Source organism: Novosphingobium sp. 17-62-19, from assembly GCF_002256775.1.
In the GTDB taxonomy this organism is placed as follows: Bacteria; Pseudomonadota; Alphaproteobacteria; order Sphingomonadales; family Sphingomonadaceae; genus Novosphingobium.
The window spans coordinates 1-13,773 of record NZ_NCII01000010.1; the positions used below are offsets into that span (position 1 = coordinate 1).

Below are 13,773 nucleotides of genomic sequence, written 5' to 3' on the forward strand. Positions count from 1 at the left end.
GCCAAGATGAGCAAGTCCGATCCTTCGGACATGAGCCGCATCAACCTGACCGACGATGCCGATGCGATCATGCAGAAGGTGAAGAAGGCCAAGACCGATCCCGAACCGCTGCCCGCAACGGTCGAGGGCCTTGCCGGGCGCCCCGAAGCCAACAACCTCGTGGGCATTTATGCCGCAATGGCAGGCACTTCTCCGGCAGATGTGCTGACGCAGTTCGAAGGCAAGGGCTTCGGCCAGTTCAAACCTGCGCTGGGTGAACTCCTGGTTGAAACGCTTTCGCCAATGGCTGCGCGCTATCGCCAATTGCGCGAGGATGGCGAGGCGCTCGATGCGATTCTGGCCAAGGGTGCATTGAAGGCGCGTGATCTCGCCGCTCCCACTCTGGCACGCACCTATCAGGCGCTCGGCCTCGTAAGGGGCTGAATTCCGTCACCTTCATTGCTGAACAATGCGTGCCTGCAACATATGTTGCAGGCACCATTCAACGTGCATTCAGCACTTCCCGTCCAAATTGCAGACATGCTAAGCGTAATAGCGTCCGGCAAGTCCGTTGGTGAATCATCAGGTTCGCGGCGGGCATTGGGGCGGCGGACGGCACGATAGGAGTCGCAGGATGAATTCTCATATGCACAACAAGCCAAGATCGCCCGCCCGGCGCCGATTGCTCGGGCTTTCGGCGGTATCACTCATGATGGTCACGCTGGCTGGCTGCACCACGCCGTTCAAGGCGGACGTGAAGCGCTTCCAGTCGCAGCTTCCAGCTCCCACCGGGCAGACCTTCGCTGTCGTCGCCGATGATCCGCGCGATGCCGGGGGCCTTGAATTTGCACAATATGCAACGCTGGTTGGCCGACAGATGGAAAAGCTGGGCTATCGTGCTGCCAATGCCGAAGTCGCCGATCTGATCGTCAAGTTCGACTATGGCATTGATGGCGGACGGGACCGCGTTCGCTCCACCGGCTTCAACGATCCCTACTGGGGTGGTTGGGGTGGCTGGGGCGGCTGGGGTCCCGGTTGGGGACGCGGCGGCTGGGGCCGTCGTGGCTTTGTCGGCGGCGGCTGGGGCTGGGGATGGAACGATCCGTTCTTCTTCGGCGGTGGCGGCTGGGGCGGTCGCGGCGTTGATGTGGTGACGGTTTACACGTCCGGCATCGACCTGAAGATCGATCGCCGCACCGATGGTCAGCGCCTGTTCGAAGGCAAGGCAGAAGCTGCATCGCAGTCCAACCGGCTGTCCTATGTGGTGCCAAATCTGGTCGAAGCGATGTTCACCGATTTCCCCGGAAACAACGGTGAAACCCTAAGGATTTCAATCGCTCCCGAGAAGACGACGGTGAAGCGGGTCAACTGATCCTGAAGTGCACCAAAATGCACCTAACTGCACCTAAACGCACCAAACGGGGCCTTGCAGCGATGCGAGGCCCCTTTTTTCAGCCCTGAAGCGCGGCAAGGCCGCCAGTCGATCCGAACCCGCCTTCGCCGCGCGCGGTGGCATCGAGTTCCTCCACCGGAAGCCACGTTCCGCGCGTGACCGGCGCGAGCACCAATTGCGCCACGCGGTCTCCGCGGCGGATCGAGAAGCTCTCTGTTCCGAGGTTGATCATGATGACTTTCAACTCACCGCGATAATCGCTGTCGATGGTGCCGGGCGTGTTGGGAACGGTGACGCCGTGCTTGAGCGCAAGGCCCGAGCGCGGGCGTACCTGAATTTCGTAACCGGCGGGAATCGCAATGGAAAGCCCGGTGGAAACGGCATGGCGCGCGCCGGGGGCAAGGTCCAAATCCTCGGCGGCAACAACGTCCATTCCGGCAGCGCCTTCGGTGGCATAGGCGGGCAGGGGCAAGCCCTCTCCGTGGGGCAGGCGCTTTACGAGGACGGGGATTTCAGGCGAGTGCATTGGCGATTCTCTCGATCAGGGCGGCGGCGGCGGCGGCTTTGGGCAGTTCGGGCAGGCTTTCCACGCCAGCAGCGCTGACGATATGCAAGCCATTGATTTCCCCGCCCATTGCGTGGGTGGCAACATCGTTGGCGACGATCCAGTCCGCCCCCTTGCGCGCAAGTTTGGCGCGGGCGTGGTCCAGCACGTCGTTGGTTTCGGCAGCAAAGCCGACGACCAGCGGCGGGCGGCGATCCGACTTGCAGAGCGTGGCCAAAATGTCGGGGTTTTCAACCAGTTGTAGCGGCGGGACCTGGCCGGACCCGTCCTTCTTGATTTTCAGCGCAGCCTCTCCGGCGCTGCGCCAGTCCGCCACGGCGGCGACCATGATGGCCACATCGGCGGGAAGGGCGGCGTCGACGGCAGCGGCCATTTGGCGGGCTGTCTCCACATTCACCCGCGTAACCCCTTGCGGTGTATCGAGATTTACCGGCCCGGACACGAGCGTGACCTTCGCACCAGCCTGTGCAGCGGCGGCGGCGATGGCGAAGCCCTGCTTCCCGCTCGACCGGTTGGCGATGTAGCGCACCGGGTCGATCGGCTCGTGCGTCGGGCCTGCGGTGATGAGGATGTGCTTGCCGGATAGGCATCCTTCGACAGGCTCAGGATGAGCGGGGTTTTGAAAGGCAGGCTCTCCAACGTCCGCTCGTGCTGAGCTTGTCGAAGCACCTTGCGCCAACATCCGCACAATTTCCGCAGCGATAGCGACGGGTTCCGGCAGGCGGCCGGGGCCGAATTCGCCGCAAGCCATCGCGCCTTCATCCGGCTCCATCACCTGCACGCCATCACCGCGCAACGTGGCGACGTTGCGCGCGGTCGCTGGGTGTTGCCACATGCGCACGTTCATGGCCGGAACCGCCAGCACCGGCTTGTCGGTGGCGAGGAGCAGTGTGGTTGCAAGGTCGTTGGCGATCCCGCCCGCCATGCGTGCCATCAGGTCTGCCGTGGCGGGGCAGACGACGACGAGATCGGCCTGCCGCGATAGCTGGATGTGGCCCATCTCGACCTCGTTCTTGAGATCCCACAGCGTTGTATGGACGGGATTTTCGCTGAGCGCAGCCAGCGTCATCGCGGTGACGAAGTGCGCGCCGCCTTCGGTGAGGACGCAGGTGACATTGCCCCCCTGCTTGCGGATCAGCCGCACCAGTTCGCAGGCCTTGTAGGCCGCGATGCCGCCGCCGATGATGAGCAGGATGCGCTTACCGTTCATGGGTGGGGCTTGTGCAATGGCCCGGCCTTGCGCGCAATCCTTTTGCGTGTGGGGGCCGGTTGGGGCAGGGTGGCTGCATTGCCAAATCAAAGGACTTGCCCATGCGATTGATCCTGACGGCGCTGGTATTTCTGGCGGGCCTGTTCGACCTGTTTCTGGCCATCGGATTTCTGACCGGGCCGGAGGCTGCGGGGATGGGTTTTGGCATTGCAGCAACCGGAATTGCCGGAATTTCAACGATCCGGGCGGATTTCACCTCGTTTTTTGGCGTGGCCGCGTTCTGCATGATGTGGGGCGCGTGGCGGCGCAATGCCGACCTGCTGCTGGTGCCTGCGCTGCTGTTTGGCACATCGTTTGTGGGCCGGGCGATCAATCTGGCGGTGACCGGGGCCTATCCCGGCTGGCCCGTGCCGATGGCTGTGGAAGCGGGGCACGTGCTGCTGATGCTGGCGGCATGGCGGATGCTGCCGCATCACCGGCTTGAAGATATTGCCGGTTGATCGATGGCGGTTGCTGCGATGGGATTTGTGCTGAACCCCGATCTTGATGCAGGCGCGCTGGCGGCGAAATTTGCGCGCGACGGGCGGGTGCAGGTGAAGGACTTTCTGGCGCGCGAGTCTGCCGAAGCGCTCCATCTTCTGCTGCGGGAACGCAGTGACTGGGTGCAGGTCCTGAACGTTGCCGACAAGGTCTATGAACTGTCGCGCGAAACGCGTGCGCAGATGAGTGAGGCGGCGCGGGCGGATCTGGACAATGCGATCTATGCGCAGGCGCGGCAGGGCTTTCAGTACCGCTATGAATCGATTCGCGTGCCCGATGCGGCGGCGGCACGGGCTGTGAGTAGCGATTCGCTAGCGGCGTTTGCGGAGTGGATGTCAGGCGGAGAGGCGCGGGATCTGTTGCGAAAGGTTGTGGGCGCGGCGGACATCGCCTTTGCCGATGCGCAAGGCACCGCCTATTCGCCCGGTGATTTCCTGACGGGGCATGATGATGCGGTGGCGGGCAAGAATCGCCATGCGGCCTATGTCTTTGGCCTGACGCCGGTCTGGCGGACCGAATGGGGTGGATTGCTGCTGATTCATGAGCCGGAATTGGGCGGGTTTGTTCCCGCGTTCAACACGCTGAACCTTTTTCGGGTGCCGCAGATGCATAGTGTCAGCGAGGTGACGCGGGCGGCTGCGTTTCGGCGCTATTCGATTACCGGGTGGTTGCGGAGTGGGGAGCGGTAGCGGTAGCGTTTTGCCCCTCCACCATCAGCTACGCTGACGGTCCCCCTCCCCATTTGTGCTTCGCAAAAACGGGGAGGATTTAGGGTTTGCGGGCTTTCCACTTGGTCCAGAACGTGAAGACCGCGCGTTGGGCCGGGCGTTCGAACTTGGCATGGCTGATGAAGCCTGCAGCGATGGCCAGCGTCACGTAGAACACGAGGAACCACGGTTCGCGTGCGATGTCGCGGCTGTTGCCGGTGGAGTCTATCAGCAGGACCAGCGCGAGTTGCAGAGGGATGTGCCAGAGGTAGATGCCATATGAGGCATCGCCCAGTTTCTGGCCGAATGTGAGGCGGCCCTTGGCGTCTGACAGGTCTGCGGCGAGCATCAGGAACAGCACGGCGAATGTGCCTGCGATGGTGGCGGCATCGCCCGCGCGGTAGGTGGCTTTCAGCCAGAACGCGCCGACCAGCAGGGCAAGGCCGAGCGGCAGCAGGCTGGCGGGGCGCAGCCACCCCTTCAGCAGCGCGCCATAGGCTGCGCAGCCGAGGAAGAAGTAGCCGAGGCAGGACAGGACGTCCTTGTTCGGGCCATCGATGAGCATGATCCAGAGCAGCAGCGTGCCGACGATAGTCGCCAGCACCAGCGGGGCGCGGCGCAGGGCGGGGAGCATCACGAAGAATGCGAGGTATGCCAGAATCTCGGTCGAGAGCGACCATGAGGGGCCGTTGAACGACTGGTTTTCCTGCCAGCCCCAATAGTGCATCAGCGGGATGGAGAGCAGGAAGTGCTTGATATCGTTGGTGTGGTAGATGAATTCAGTGCCGCTGCGGGCGAAGTAAAGGCTTTGCAGGATGGCCATCAGGCCCAGCGTCAGCAGGTGCAGCGGCCATAGGCGGGCAATGCGGGCGGGCCAGAAGCGGGCCTTGTAGTGCGTGTCTGCCAGATAGACGTGGGCGAAGACGAAGCCCGAGACCGCCCAGAAATACTGCACGGCGGTGTGGCCGTGGTTATAGAACCAGCTTAGCGTTTCGTACCAGGGCTGGATCGCGCGGTCGACGTTCACATGGTAGGGCACCGGCGGCACGAAGATGTGCTGATAGTGCCAGAACAGCACCATGATGGCCGCCAGCAGGCGCGAGAGGTCGAGCGCGTGGAAATGGCGTTTGGTTACGCGCAGGTGCGAGAGGTTTTGTGCCACCGGGTTCGCTTTGCCGTCCAGATCAGACGTTCAAAACGCTGAACCGTCATGCTGAACTTGTTTCAGCATCCATTTCTCCGCCAACACTGTCCGTGCATGTCGAGAGATGGACCCTGAAACGAGTTCAGGGTGACGATGGGTTTGAGGGCGGTTTGGTGAGGAGGGCATTGAAACTCAGCCCCACCAGCCGAGGGCGTGGGTGCCGATCACAGCTGCGCCGCCTGCCAGGAAGGTGAGGATCTGGCCTGCGAGGCCGGGGCCGCGCTTGCGCCGCTTGCGCTGCCACATCAGGTCTACCTTGGGCAGTGGCGCGGCTTCGGGGGCGCCGCCCTTGGGCGGGAAACGGTCTTCGATGCGGCGGATCAGATCAGGGATGCGCAGCAGGGTTTCCGTGTCGGTGCGGATGCGGTCTGAGATTGCGGCTTCGGGGCCGAGTTCATCGCGGACCCATGCGCGCACGAAGGGTGCGGCAGTTTCCCACATGTTGATTTCAGGGTCGAGCTGGGTGGCGATGCCTTCGACCATGACCATGGTTTTTTGCAGCAGCAGCAGGTGCGGCTGGGTCTGCATGTCAAAATCGCGGGTGATGGCAAACAGGCCGTCGAGCATCTGGCCGACGGAGAGTTCGCTCACCGGCTTGCCGCGCATCGGTTCACCCACCGCGCGCAGGGCGGTGGCGAATTCATCGACCGAATGGTAGCTCGGCACATATTGCGCTTCGAAATGGATTTCGGCGACGCGGCGGTAATTGCCGGTGGTCAGGCCATAGAGAATTTCGGCGAGCCACTGGCGTGCGCGCCGGTCGATCCGGCCCATGATACCGAAATCGATGGCGACGATGGTGCCATCCGCTTCGACGAACAGGTTGCCCTGATGCATGTCGGCGTGGAAGTAGCCGCCGTTGATCGCCTGCGTCAGGAAGGCCAGGACGAGGCGCTGGGCGAGGTCGCGGCGATTGTGTCCGGCAGCGTCGAGCGCGGCGACATCGCTGATCTTGACGCCATTGATCCAGTCCAGCGTCATGACGCGGCCATTGGTGCGGTCCCAGTCAATCGCGGGGATACGATAGCCGGTGTGCGCGCGCATCGTATCGGCAAGTTCCGAGGCCGAGGCGGCTTCGCGGCGCAGATCGAGTTCGCGCACGGTCCAGCGTTTGAAATTGGCGATAATCATGCGCGGGCGCAGGCGGGCGGCTTCTCCGCCAAACGCTTCGAGATGGGCGGCGGCCCATTCGTAGGTCTCGATATCGCGGGCGAACTTTTCGCGCACGCCGGGGCGCAGGATCTTTACCGCGACCTTGCGGCCTTCGGTGGTGGTGGCACTGTGGACTTGCGCCACCGACGCGGCCCCGATGGGGTCTGGATCGAACGAGGCGTAGAGGCTTTCGAGCGGTTTGCCGAAAGTGCCCTCGATCTCGGCCCGGATCAGCGCGAAGTCTACCGGGGGGAGTTTGTCCTGCAGTTCGAGCAGGTTGTGCGCGGCTTCATCGCCCACCAGATCAGGACGGGTGGCGAGCGTCTGGCCCAGCTTTATCGCGGCAGGACCGATGGCGCGGAAGGCGCCCGAATAGTCGGGCTTGCGGCCTTTGCCGGTCAGCGCAATCCAGCGGGCGAGTTTGACCAGCCGCCGCACGGGGGCAGGCGTATTGCGGTCATTCTCGATGCCGACCAGCGCGCCGTGGCGGGCAAGCGTGATGCCCCAGCCGAGCAGGCGGCGGATGTGCGTGGCGGGGAGGGTCATGCCGTTGCGAAGCGCTTAAGCCCCATCCTCTTCAGAGGAGGGGGTTTGGGGGTGGTGTTTGGCAGGCGTGAGGGTTCGGACGCCACCACCCCCCGGCCCCCTCCTCTGAAGAGGAGGGGGGGCAGGTTTGCTTGCGGGTGCGTCACACTTTCCATCCCGAATGGATGGCCACCAGGCCGCCGAGGATCGGTTCGACCTTCGTGCGCTTGAACCCGGCGGCGCGAATCATGGCTTCGAATTCGGGCATGGGCGGGAAGCGGCGGATCGATTCGATCAGGTAGCGGTAGGATTCGGCATCGCCTGCGATCATCTGGCCGATTTTAGGGACCAGCTTGTGCGAATAGGCGTCGTAGATTTCCGAAAAGCCGGGCCATTCGGTCGTCGAGAATTCGAGGCAGAAGAAGCGGCCACCGAACTTCAGCACACGATGGGCTTCGGCAAGGGCGCGGTCGATGTGCGTCACGTTGCGGATGCCGAAAGCGATGGTGTAGGCATCGAACACGCGGTCAGGGAAGCTGAGTTCCTCGGCGTTCTGGCGGGACCATTCGAGGTGTTCGATACCGCGCTTTGCCGCGCGTTCGATGCCGACATCAAGCATTTCCTGATTGATGTCCGATACCGTGATCGCCGCGCCTGAGGGGGCCATGCGGAAGGCGATGTCGCCGGTGCCGCCTGCCATGTCGAGAATCGTCTCGCCACTTTGCGGACGCACGCGGCGGACGAACTTGTCCTTCCACAGGCGGTGCATACCCACCGACATGGCATCGTTCATCACGTCATACTTGCGCGCGACGCCCGAGAAGATCGCGCCAACACGCTCTTCCTTCTGGTCTGCGGGGATGTCTTCGTAGCCGAAAGATGCGGTTTCAGATGTGCTCATGCCTAGGCCCTTTAGTGGGGAATTGCCCGGACGGCAAAGCCTGTTAGGGGTGGAGAGGAGATGCCAGAGTTACCAGAAGTAGAAACGACAGTCCGAGGACTTGCAACCGTGCTTGACGGGCAGGTCATTGCCCGTGTGCAGATGAACCGGGCCGATCTGCGGCGGCCATTCCCGGTTGATCTGGCGCAGGCGCTGACGGGTGCGCGGGTGACGGGCATGGGGCGGCGAGCGAAGTATGGGCTGATCCATACCGATCGTGCGCGGACGATGGTGTTTCATCTGGGCATGTCAGGGCGCTGGCGAATCGATCCCGAAGACATCGGCAAGCATGATCATCTGGTTCTGGAAACCGGCGATGGGCACGTGCTGGCGCTTAACGATGCGCGGCGGTTTGGGGCGGTTGATCTGGTCGATACCGATGCGCTTGATGCCTGGGGGCCGTTTGCAGCGCTGGGGCCGGAGCCTTTGGGCGAGGGGCTTACGCCCAAGCATCTGGTCGCTGCCTTTGCAGGCCGGATTGCGGCGGTGAAGCTGCTGCTGCTGGACCAACGGATTGTGGCGGGGCTGGGCAATATCTATGTGTGCGAGGCGCTGAACCGCGCGGGAATTCACCCTGAGCGCGAGGGCGGGAAAGTCAGCCGCAAATCGCTCGACCGGCTGGTGCCGCTGATCCGCGAGGTGCTGGGCGAGGCGATTGCGGCGGGCGGGTCGACCTTGCGCGATTATGTGCAGCCCGATGGCGAACTGGGCTATTTCGCCAAGGACTGGCGCGTCTATGGGCGCGAGGGCGAGGCTTGCGCGTGTGGTGGCACGGTGCTGCGGATCGCGCAGGGTGGGCGGTCAAGCTTTTTCTGCGCAAAGTGCCAGAAGTAGGGCGTCAGCGCTCCACCACGTCCTTGTCCATTGGTGCAAGTTTGGCGAGCAGGCGGTTTTGCGCGGCGAAGGGGACTTCGGCTTCGCGCATGGCCTGCTGCAGGTTTTCGACCAAGGCGTTGAGATCGGCGCGGGTAGTGCCGAGGTCCTTGTGCGAGGATTTCATGTCTCGCCCGGTGTAGGTGCAGCCTGCATCAAGGATGAAGCAGACCTGTTCGAACAGGGTGCGGCGCAGGCGGACGAGATCCTGATTCTTGAAGATGTCCGCGATGCGCGGATCATCGACGTTGAGGTCTACGAGGCGATCAACGATCTTGCGGATGCCGTCCTGCCCGCCGAAGGCCTTGGCCATGCTGTCGCCAGTAAAGGGCGTTGCGCCCGCGTTGGCAGGGTCTTGGGTGTAGGGATCGACCGGTAGCTCGCCGGTCACGGGATCGACGACTTTCTTTTCGACGCCGAACTCCTTTTCCCAATCGACGCCGGACAGGTCTTCCTGTGGGGCCTCAGTGACCGGCTGGGCGGCGAGGAGGGCGAATGCGAGGGCGAAGGTCATGTTTGGGCCTCCTTAAAAAGCGAACTGGAGCGAGACGAGGCCGCCGCGCTGGCCATCGAATGTGGCAACGGAGCCGACATCGGCATAGGCGGCGGTGACGGTCGCGTTGCGGGTAATGGCCCATGCCACGAACAGGTCATGCGCATCATCCTCACGCGCGATGGCAAGATTGCTGGGGCGCGTGCGATATTCGCCGCCCACCACAAGGCGCGGGGTGAGCATGTAGGCGACCGAGCCTTCGAACTGGAGCGTGCGGTCGGTCTGGTTGGCGCCGCCAAAGCCGAGCAGGCCGAACTGATTGGCATTGGTCAGCCGCGCCGTAGCGTTTACCAGCACGCTTTTGGACAGGAACAGCTTGGTAGCGCTGGCCGTGAAATCGGTGCCTTCGGACGATGCCGCGCCCACTGCCTTGACGATGGCGGCATCGAGGCTGCGCTTGTGCTGCACGCCAAGGCTGATCTGTGGGAGCAGCGGCGAGCCGTAGACGGTATCGCCCACGAGGCGGACCTTGGCGGCGAAGATGTCCTGATTGAAGCGGTAGCCTTCGCCAAGGCCGAGCGCTGCGCCGACCTTGCGCGTATCGAAGTTCTGGCGGGCGTAAGAGAGTTCAACGCGGTCCTTGATACCGACGGATGCGCCGTGGCTTTGCCAGCCATAGTCAGCCAGTTCGATACCAGTGACATGCGCCGAGACGCCTACGCCGCGATCGGTTTCCATGCCCGCGATGGTCGCCCAGCTGGCGAGGCCGCCGCCGCTGGCACCTTCGATCGAACTGATGCCGTTGGTCAACACCAGCTTACCGCCATCAAGCAGCGGATCGGCATTAGCGGGGGGCGCGGCAACAAGCATCAGACCGAGGGAAGGCAGGATGCAGGACTTGAAAGAGTGTATGTGCATGAGAAGATTCGCACCGTTGTCGAGGCAGTTTGCAGGCCTCTATTCAAAATTCGTTAGGGAGTTCTAAAACTGCCGGACTGGTTGTTTTTGAATTTATTAGGAAATTTTCGGCATTCAAAGCCCATGCGAGACCTACTTCAGCGCCCGTTTCGATTCTCTGCGATTCGCCTTGTTCCCCTGGCCGCTGCGCCGGTGCTTTTATCAGCTGTGCCGCCTGCGCAATTGCCGGTGCAAGTGGTGGATCAGGCGGGGATGCCGGTGCGTGATGCGGTGATCGAGATTGTCCCGCGTGCAGGCGATGCACGCCGCCCAAATTTCCCCTGGCGCAATGCGATGACGCAAAGGAATCAGGCGTTCCTGCCGGGCACGCTGATCGTGCCCAAAGGCGCGGTGGTGGCTTTCCCCAACTTCGACACGGTGCGCCATTCGATCTATAGCTTTTCCAAACCCGGCCCGTTCAAGATCGACCTTTATGGCAAGGACCAGACTAGAACGCAGCAGTTCAAGGTGGCTGGCACGATTGCGCTGGGCTGCAACATCCATGACCAGATGCGCGGTTACATCCGCGTGACCGATACGCCTTACGCCGCGCGCAGCGATTTGAACGGGCTGGCCAATATCGAAGGGCTGGGCAAGGGCAGCTATGACGTGATCGTCTGGCATCCGCGCCTGCGTGGCGCGGGTGGTGAATGGCGTGGCAAGCTGGTGATGGAGCCGGGCAAGCGCAGCCGCATTGCTGTGGCGATACGTCCCGGGACGGGCAAATGACGATGGATCGGGCGTTGCAGCCGCACCGGCTGGTCCGGCGCTGTATGGCATTTGTCGGACGCAGGGCACGTACGCTCGGCAGTCGGATCGCGTTGCTTTATGTTGTTCTGCTGGCTTCTGTGATGGCGGTGACGATTGTGGTGGCAGGGTCAGGCATCAGCCTGTTCGCGCGCGACAACGCAGAGCGTGATCTGGCTGCCAATGCGCGTGTTTTCGATCAGATTATCGCCACCCGGCAGCGGCAAATGGCCGATGCGGGCGAAGTGGTTGCGCATGATTTCGGCTTTCGCGAAGCCTTTGCCACAGGCGATGCGCCAACTCTGGCATCGGCGCTGCAAAGCCTGCGTGATCGCGCGCGGGTGAGCGAAGCGGCGATCGTGCAGCTTGATGGCAGCGTGATTGCATCCGGGCAGGGCAGCACGATTGATGGGGCTGCGATGATCGGTCGGCTGGAAGGCGGGCAGAATCGCGGTGTGGTATCGTTAGGCGGCACAGAGGCTTTGGCGGCGGCCGTGCCGATCGAGATGCCTGATCTTGCCGGATGGCTGGTGTTGGTAAACACGCTTGGCCCCGAAGACATGGGGCAACTGGTGCGGCTTTCGGCCGTACCGGTGGAAGCGAAAGTGGTTGATCGAAGCAAGCTTTCGCCTCGGCTGGCACCGGTGCCGCTGGGTGAGATAGCGGAAGTCGACGGCAGCAAAGGCGAACGTCTGGTGCGGGTATCCGCGATTGCCAGCCTGCAGGATGGACGAGAGCCGCGCCTTGTTCTGGCGCATTCGCTGGATGCGGCGCTGGCTCAGTACAACGGTTTGCGGATCGTGTTGCTGCTGATCAGCGTGATTGGTGTGATTGTTGGTGGCTGGGCGGCGATCCGCCTGTCACGCGGGATTGCGCGGCCATTGCAATCGCTGGCCGAAGCGGCGCGTGCCTATGGCGGCGGCGCAGTGGCAAAAGTAAAAGTGCAAGGCGCAATCGAGGTCCGTTCGCTGGCTGACAGCTTCAATGCGATGGTCGATGCGGTGGACGAACGCGAGCAGCAGATCATGCACGCATCGCTGCACGATGCACTGACCGATCTGCCCAACCGGCGCTTTTTCATTGAAAAGCTGGACCGAGCAGTGTCCCGGCAGAGCGACATCCACCGAACGTTCGTAGCATTCATCGACGTGGATGATTTCAAGGCGATCAACGACGCGATGGGTCATCCGGTGGGCGACGAACTGTTGCGTACCGTGGCGCAATCACTGCAGGACCGCTTTCCCGATGCCATGGTGGCGCGGTTTGGTGGGGATGAATTCGGGCTGCTGCTGACCGGACTCGATCCGAAAGAGGACTGCACAGCGATTGCCCGCATGTTGGAATCCACGCTCAACCGCGAGGCGATCATCGACGGGCGCGGCATTCTGCTGTCTGCCAGCGTTGGTATCGCGATCGGTCCGCAGGATGGCGATAGTGCCGATAGCCTGCTGAAAAGCGCTGACCTTGCGCTGTATCGCGCGAAGAGTGACGGCAAGGGGGCCTACCACTTCTTCGAGCCGGAACTGGACGCCGAGGCGAGCCGCCGCCGCCGTATGGAAATCGATCTGCGCCGCGCCATCCGTGACGGCGATTTCGAACTCTACTTCCAGCCGCTGTTCTCGATCTCTGAAAACCGCGTCAAAGGCTTTGAGGCGCTGATGCGCTGGCCGCACAAGGAACACGGGATGATTAGCCCGGCAACTTTCATCCCGATTGCCGAGGAATCGGGGATGATCGTGCAATTGGGCGAATGGGCCGTGCGTGAGGCCTGCCGTCAGGCGGCGCAATGGCCTGGCGACATTTCGGTGGCGGTCAACATTTCGCCCCGCCAGTTGGTGGCAGACGGGCTTGCCACCTGCATTGCCCAAGCGCTGGCGCAAACTGGCCTTCCGGCATCACGGCTGGAACTGGAAATCACCGAAAGCGTATTCATCGGCAATGTAGAACGGACGCTGAAGATCCTGCATTCGCTGCAATTGCTGGGCGTGCGGGTGGCGCTCGATGATTTCGGCACGGGCTATTCCTCGCTCAGCTATCTGCGGTCATTCCCGTTCGACAAGATCAAGATCGACCAGAGCTTCGTGCGCGCGCTGGAAGAAGGCGGCAGCGCGCACGCCATTGTGCGTGCGATCACCACGCTGGCCGAAGCGCTTGGCATGGAAACTCTGGCTGAAGGGGTGGAGACGCAGGAACTGTTCGATGCCCTGCAAAAGGAAGGGTGCGACATGATCCAGGGCTATCTCATCAGCCGTCCTGTGCCCGGCGAAGAAGTGGTGCGCCTGATCGGCTCGCTGCAACCGGCTGAGGCGCGTTTCGCCGTCGGATAGCACGGATGCTACCATCTGACGCATTTACATTTGTCTGACATATATGCTTATGGTTCTCCGCGTAAACGGAAAGCCACAAGGTGTATGGCTGCGGTTGCTTGTATTGCCTGCCGATGCTCTCCGCCATAACTATGACAACGGCGTAGGCCGCCGGGTTTGGC

13 protein-coding genes and 1 pseudogene are annotated in these 13,773 nt (G+C 62.5%); 7 read left to right on the forward strand and 7 right to left on the reverse strand.

The window, feature by feature from the left end; genetic code table 11:
- Together B7X90_RS02705 and B7X90_RS02710 are read left to right on the forward strand one after the other, a co-directional pair.
- A pseudogene (locus B7X90_RS02705) lies at nucleotides 1–423 on the forward strand (tryptophan--tRNA ligase); the annotation flags it as partial.
- Nucleotides 424–613: 190 nt separating this feature from the next.
- Nucleotides 614–1,351, forward strand: a complete 738-nt coding sequence (locus B7X90_RS02710) for a DUF4136 domain-containing protein (RefSeq protein ID WP_292621451.1) — start codon at nucleotides 614–616, stop codon at nucleotides 1,349–1,351.
- Nucleotides 1,352–1,430: 79 nt separating this feature from the next.
- On the opposite strand, the gene dut is transcribed toward B7X90_RS02710, so the two are convergent.
- Both dut and B7X90_RS02720 read right to left on the reverse strand, forming a co-directional pair.
- Complete coding sequence (gene dut / locus B7X90_RS02715) at nucleotides 1,431–1,898, reverse strand: dUTP diphosphatase (protein WP_292621452.1); 468 nt, start codon at nucleotides 1,896–1,898, stop codon at nucleotides 1,431–1,433.
- Complete coding sequence (locus tag B7X90_RS02720) at nucleotides 1,885–3,147, reverse strand: bifunctional phosphopantothenoylcysteine decarboxylase/phosphopantothenate synthase (RefSeq protein ID WP_292621454.1); 1,263 nt, start codon at nucleotides 3,145–3,147, stop codon at nucleotides 1,885–1,887. The genes dut and B7X90_RS02720 overlap by 14 nt, the downstream gene beginning before the upstream one ends.
- A gap of 101 nt (nucleotides 3,148–3,248) precedes the next feature.
- Here B7X90_RS02720 and B7X90_RS02725 point away from each other — a divergent pair, with 101 nt between their 5' ends.
- Together B7X90_RS02725 and B7X90_RS02730 are read left to right on the forward strand one after the other, a co-directional pair.
- Nucleotides 3,249–3,647: a hypothetical protein gene (locus B7X90_RS02725; RefSeq protein ID WP_292621456.1), complete on the forward strand. Its 399-nt coding sequence runs from the start codon at nucleotides 3,249–3,251 to the stop codon at nucleotides 3,645–3,647.
- Nucleotides 3,648–3,650: 3 nt separating this feature from the next.
- Nucleotides 3,651–4,376, forward strand: coding sequence for a 2OG-Fe(II) oxygenase family protein (locus B7X90_RS02730; RefSeq protein ID WP_292621457.1), 726 nt, complete (start codon nucleotides 3,651–3,653; stop codon nucleotides 4,374–4,376).
- A 79-nt stretch (nucleotides 4,377–4,455) separates the two neighbouring features.
- Here the strand turns inward: B7X90_RS02730 and B7X90_RS02735 are convergent, their stop codons facing one another.
- The 3 genes from B7X90_RS02735 to B7X90_RS02745 form a co-directional block, all read right to left on the reverse strand.
- Nucleotides 4,456–5,556: an acyltransferase gene (locus B7X90_RS02735; protein WP_292621459.1), complete on the reverse strand. Its 1,101-nt coding sequence runs from the start codon at nucleotides 5,554–5,556 to the stop codon at nucleotides 4,456–4,458.
- Nucleotides 5,557–5,730: 174 nt separating this feature from the next.
- Complete coding sequence (gene ubiB / locus B7X90_RS02740; protein ID WP_292621461.1) at nucleotides 5,731–7,296, reverse strand: 2-polyprenylphenol 6-hydroxylase; 1,566 nt, start codon at nucleotides 7,294–7,296, stop codon at nucleotides 5,731–5,733.
- Between the two features lie 142 nt (nucleotides 7,297–7,438).
- A complete protein-coding gene (locus B7X90_RS02745) occupies nucleotides 7,439–8,176 on the reverse strand; it encodes a class I SAM-dependent methyltransferase (RefSeq protein ID WP_292621462.1) in 738 nt (245 codons plus the stop codon).
- A 60-nt stretch (nucleotides 8,177–8,236) separates the two neighbouring features.
- Here B7X90_RS02745 and mutM point away from each other — a divergent pair, with 60 nt between their 5' ends.
- Nucleotides 8,237–9,049, forward strand: coding sequence for a bifunctional DNA-formamidopyrimidine glycosylase/DNA-(apurinic or apyrimidinic site) lyase (mutM, locus tag B7X90_RS02750; RefSeq protein WP_292621464.1), 813 nt, complete (start codon nucleotides 8,237–8,239; stop codon nucleotides 9,047–9,049).
- A gap of 4 nt (nucleotides 9,050–9,053) precedes the next feature.
- On the opposite strand, the gene B7X90_RS02755 is transcribed toward mutM, so the two are convergent.
- The gene (locus tag B7X90_RS02755; protein WP_292621466.1) at nucleotides 9,054–9,602 is read right to left on the reverse strand and encodes a group 1 truncated hemoglobin; all 549 of its coding nucleotides are present in this window, start codon (nucleotides 9,600–9,602) and stop codon (nucleotides 9,054–9,056) included.
- Between the two features lie 12 nt (nucleotides 9,603–9,614).
- The gene (locus B7X90_RS02760; RefSeq protein WP_292621467.1) at nucleotides 9,615–10,499 is read right to left on the reverse strand and encodes a DUF3034 family protein; all 885 of its coding nucleotides are present in this window, start codon (nucleotides 10,497–10,499) and stop codon (nucleotides 9,615–9,617) included.
- A gap of 192 nt (nucleotides 10,500–10,691) precedes the next feature.
- On the opposite strand from B7X90_RS02760, the gene B7X90_RS02765 reads away from it, so the two are divergent.
- Both B7X90_RS02765 and B7X90_RS02770 read left to right on the forward strand, forming a co-directional pair.
- Complete coding sequence (locus tag B7X90_RS02765; RefSeq protein ID WP_292621469.1) at nucleotides 10,692–11,267, forward strand: methylamine utilization protein; 576 nt, start codon at nucleotides 10,692–10,694, stop codon at nucleotides 11,265–11,267.
- Nucleotides 11,264–13,612 (forward strand): EAL domain-containing protein, encoded by a 2,349-nt coding sequence (locus B7X90_RS02770; protein WP_292621471.1) that lies wholly within the window; start codon nucleotides 11,264–11,266, stop codon nucleotides 13,610–13,612. The genes B7X90_RS02765 and B7X90_RS02770 overlap by 4 nt, the downstream gene beginning before the upstream one ends.
- Nucleotides 13,613–13,773 lie beyond the last annotated feature (161 nt).

What these genes read in the sequence shown, in the direction of transcription:
- B7X90_RS02710 (WP_292621451.1), top strand. Translation starts at nt 614, where the DNA reads ATGAATTCTCATATGCACAACAAGCCAAGATCGCCCGCCCGGCGCCGA.
- dut (WP_292621452.1), bottom strand. Translation starts at nt 1,898, where the DNA reads ATGCACTCGCCTGAAATCCCCGTCCTCGTAAAGCGCCTGCCCCACGGA.
- B7X90_RS02720 (WP_292621454.1), bottom strand. Translation starts at nt 3,147, where the DNA reads ATGAACGGTAAGCGCATCCTGCTCATCATCGGCGGCGGCATCGCGGCC.
- B7X90_RS02725 (WP_292621456.1), top strand. Translation starts at nt 3,249, where the DNA reads ATGCGATTGATCCTGACGGCGCTGGTATTTCTGGCGGGCCTGTTCGAC.
- B7X90_RS02730 (WP_292621457.1), top strand. Translation starts at nt 3,651, where the DNA reads ATGGCGGTTGCTGCGATGGGATTTGTGCTGAACCCCGATCTTGATGCA.
- ubiB (WP_292621461.1), bottom strand. Translation starts at nt 7,296, where the DNA reads ATGACCCTCCCCGCCACGCACATCCGCCGCCTGCTCGGCTGGGGCATC.
- B7X90_RS02745 (WP_292621462.1), bottom strand. Translation starts at nt 8,176, where the DNA reads ATGAGCACATCTGAAACCGCATCTTTCGGCTACGAAGACATCCCCGCA.
- mutM (WP_292621464.1), top strand. Translation starts at nt 8,237, where the DNA reads ATGCCAGAGTTACCAGAAGTAGAAACGACAGTCCGAGGACTTGCAACC.
- B7X90_RS02755 (WP_292621466.1), bottom strand. Translation starts at nt 9,602, where the DNA reads ATGACCTTCGCCCTCGCATTCGCCCTCCTCGCCGCCCAGCCGGTCACT.
- B7X90_RS02760 (WP_292621467.1), bottom strand. Translation starts at nt 10,499, where the DNA reads ATGCACATACACTCTTTCAAGTCCTGCATCCTGCCTTCCCTCGGTCTG.
- B7X90_RS02770 (WP_292621471.1), top strand. Translation starts at nt 11,264, where the DNA reads ATGACGATGGATCGGGCGTTGCAGCCGCACCGGCTGGTCCGGCGCTGT.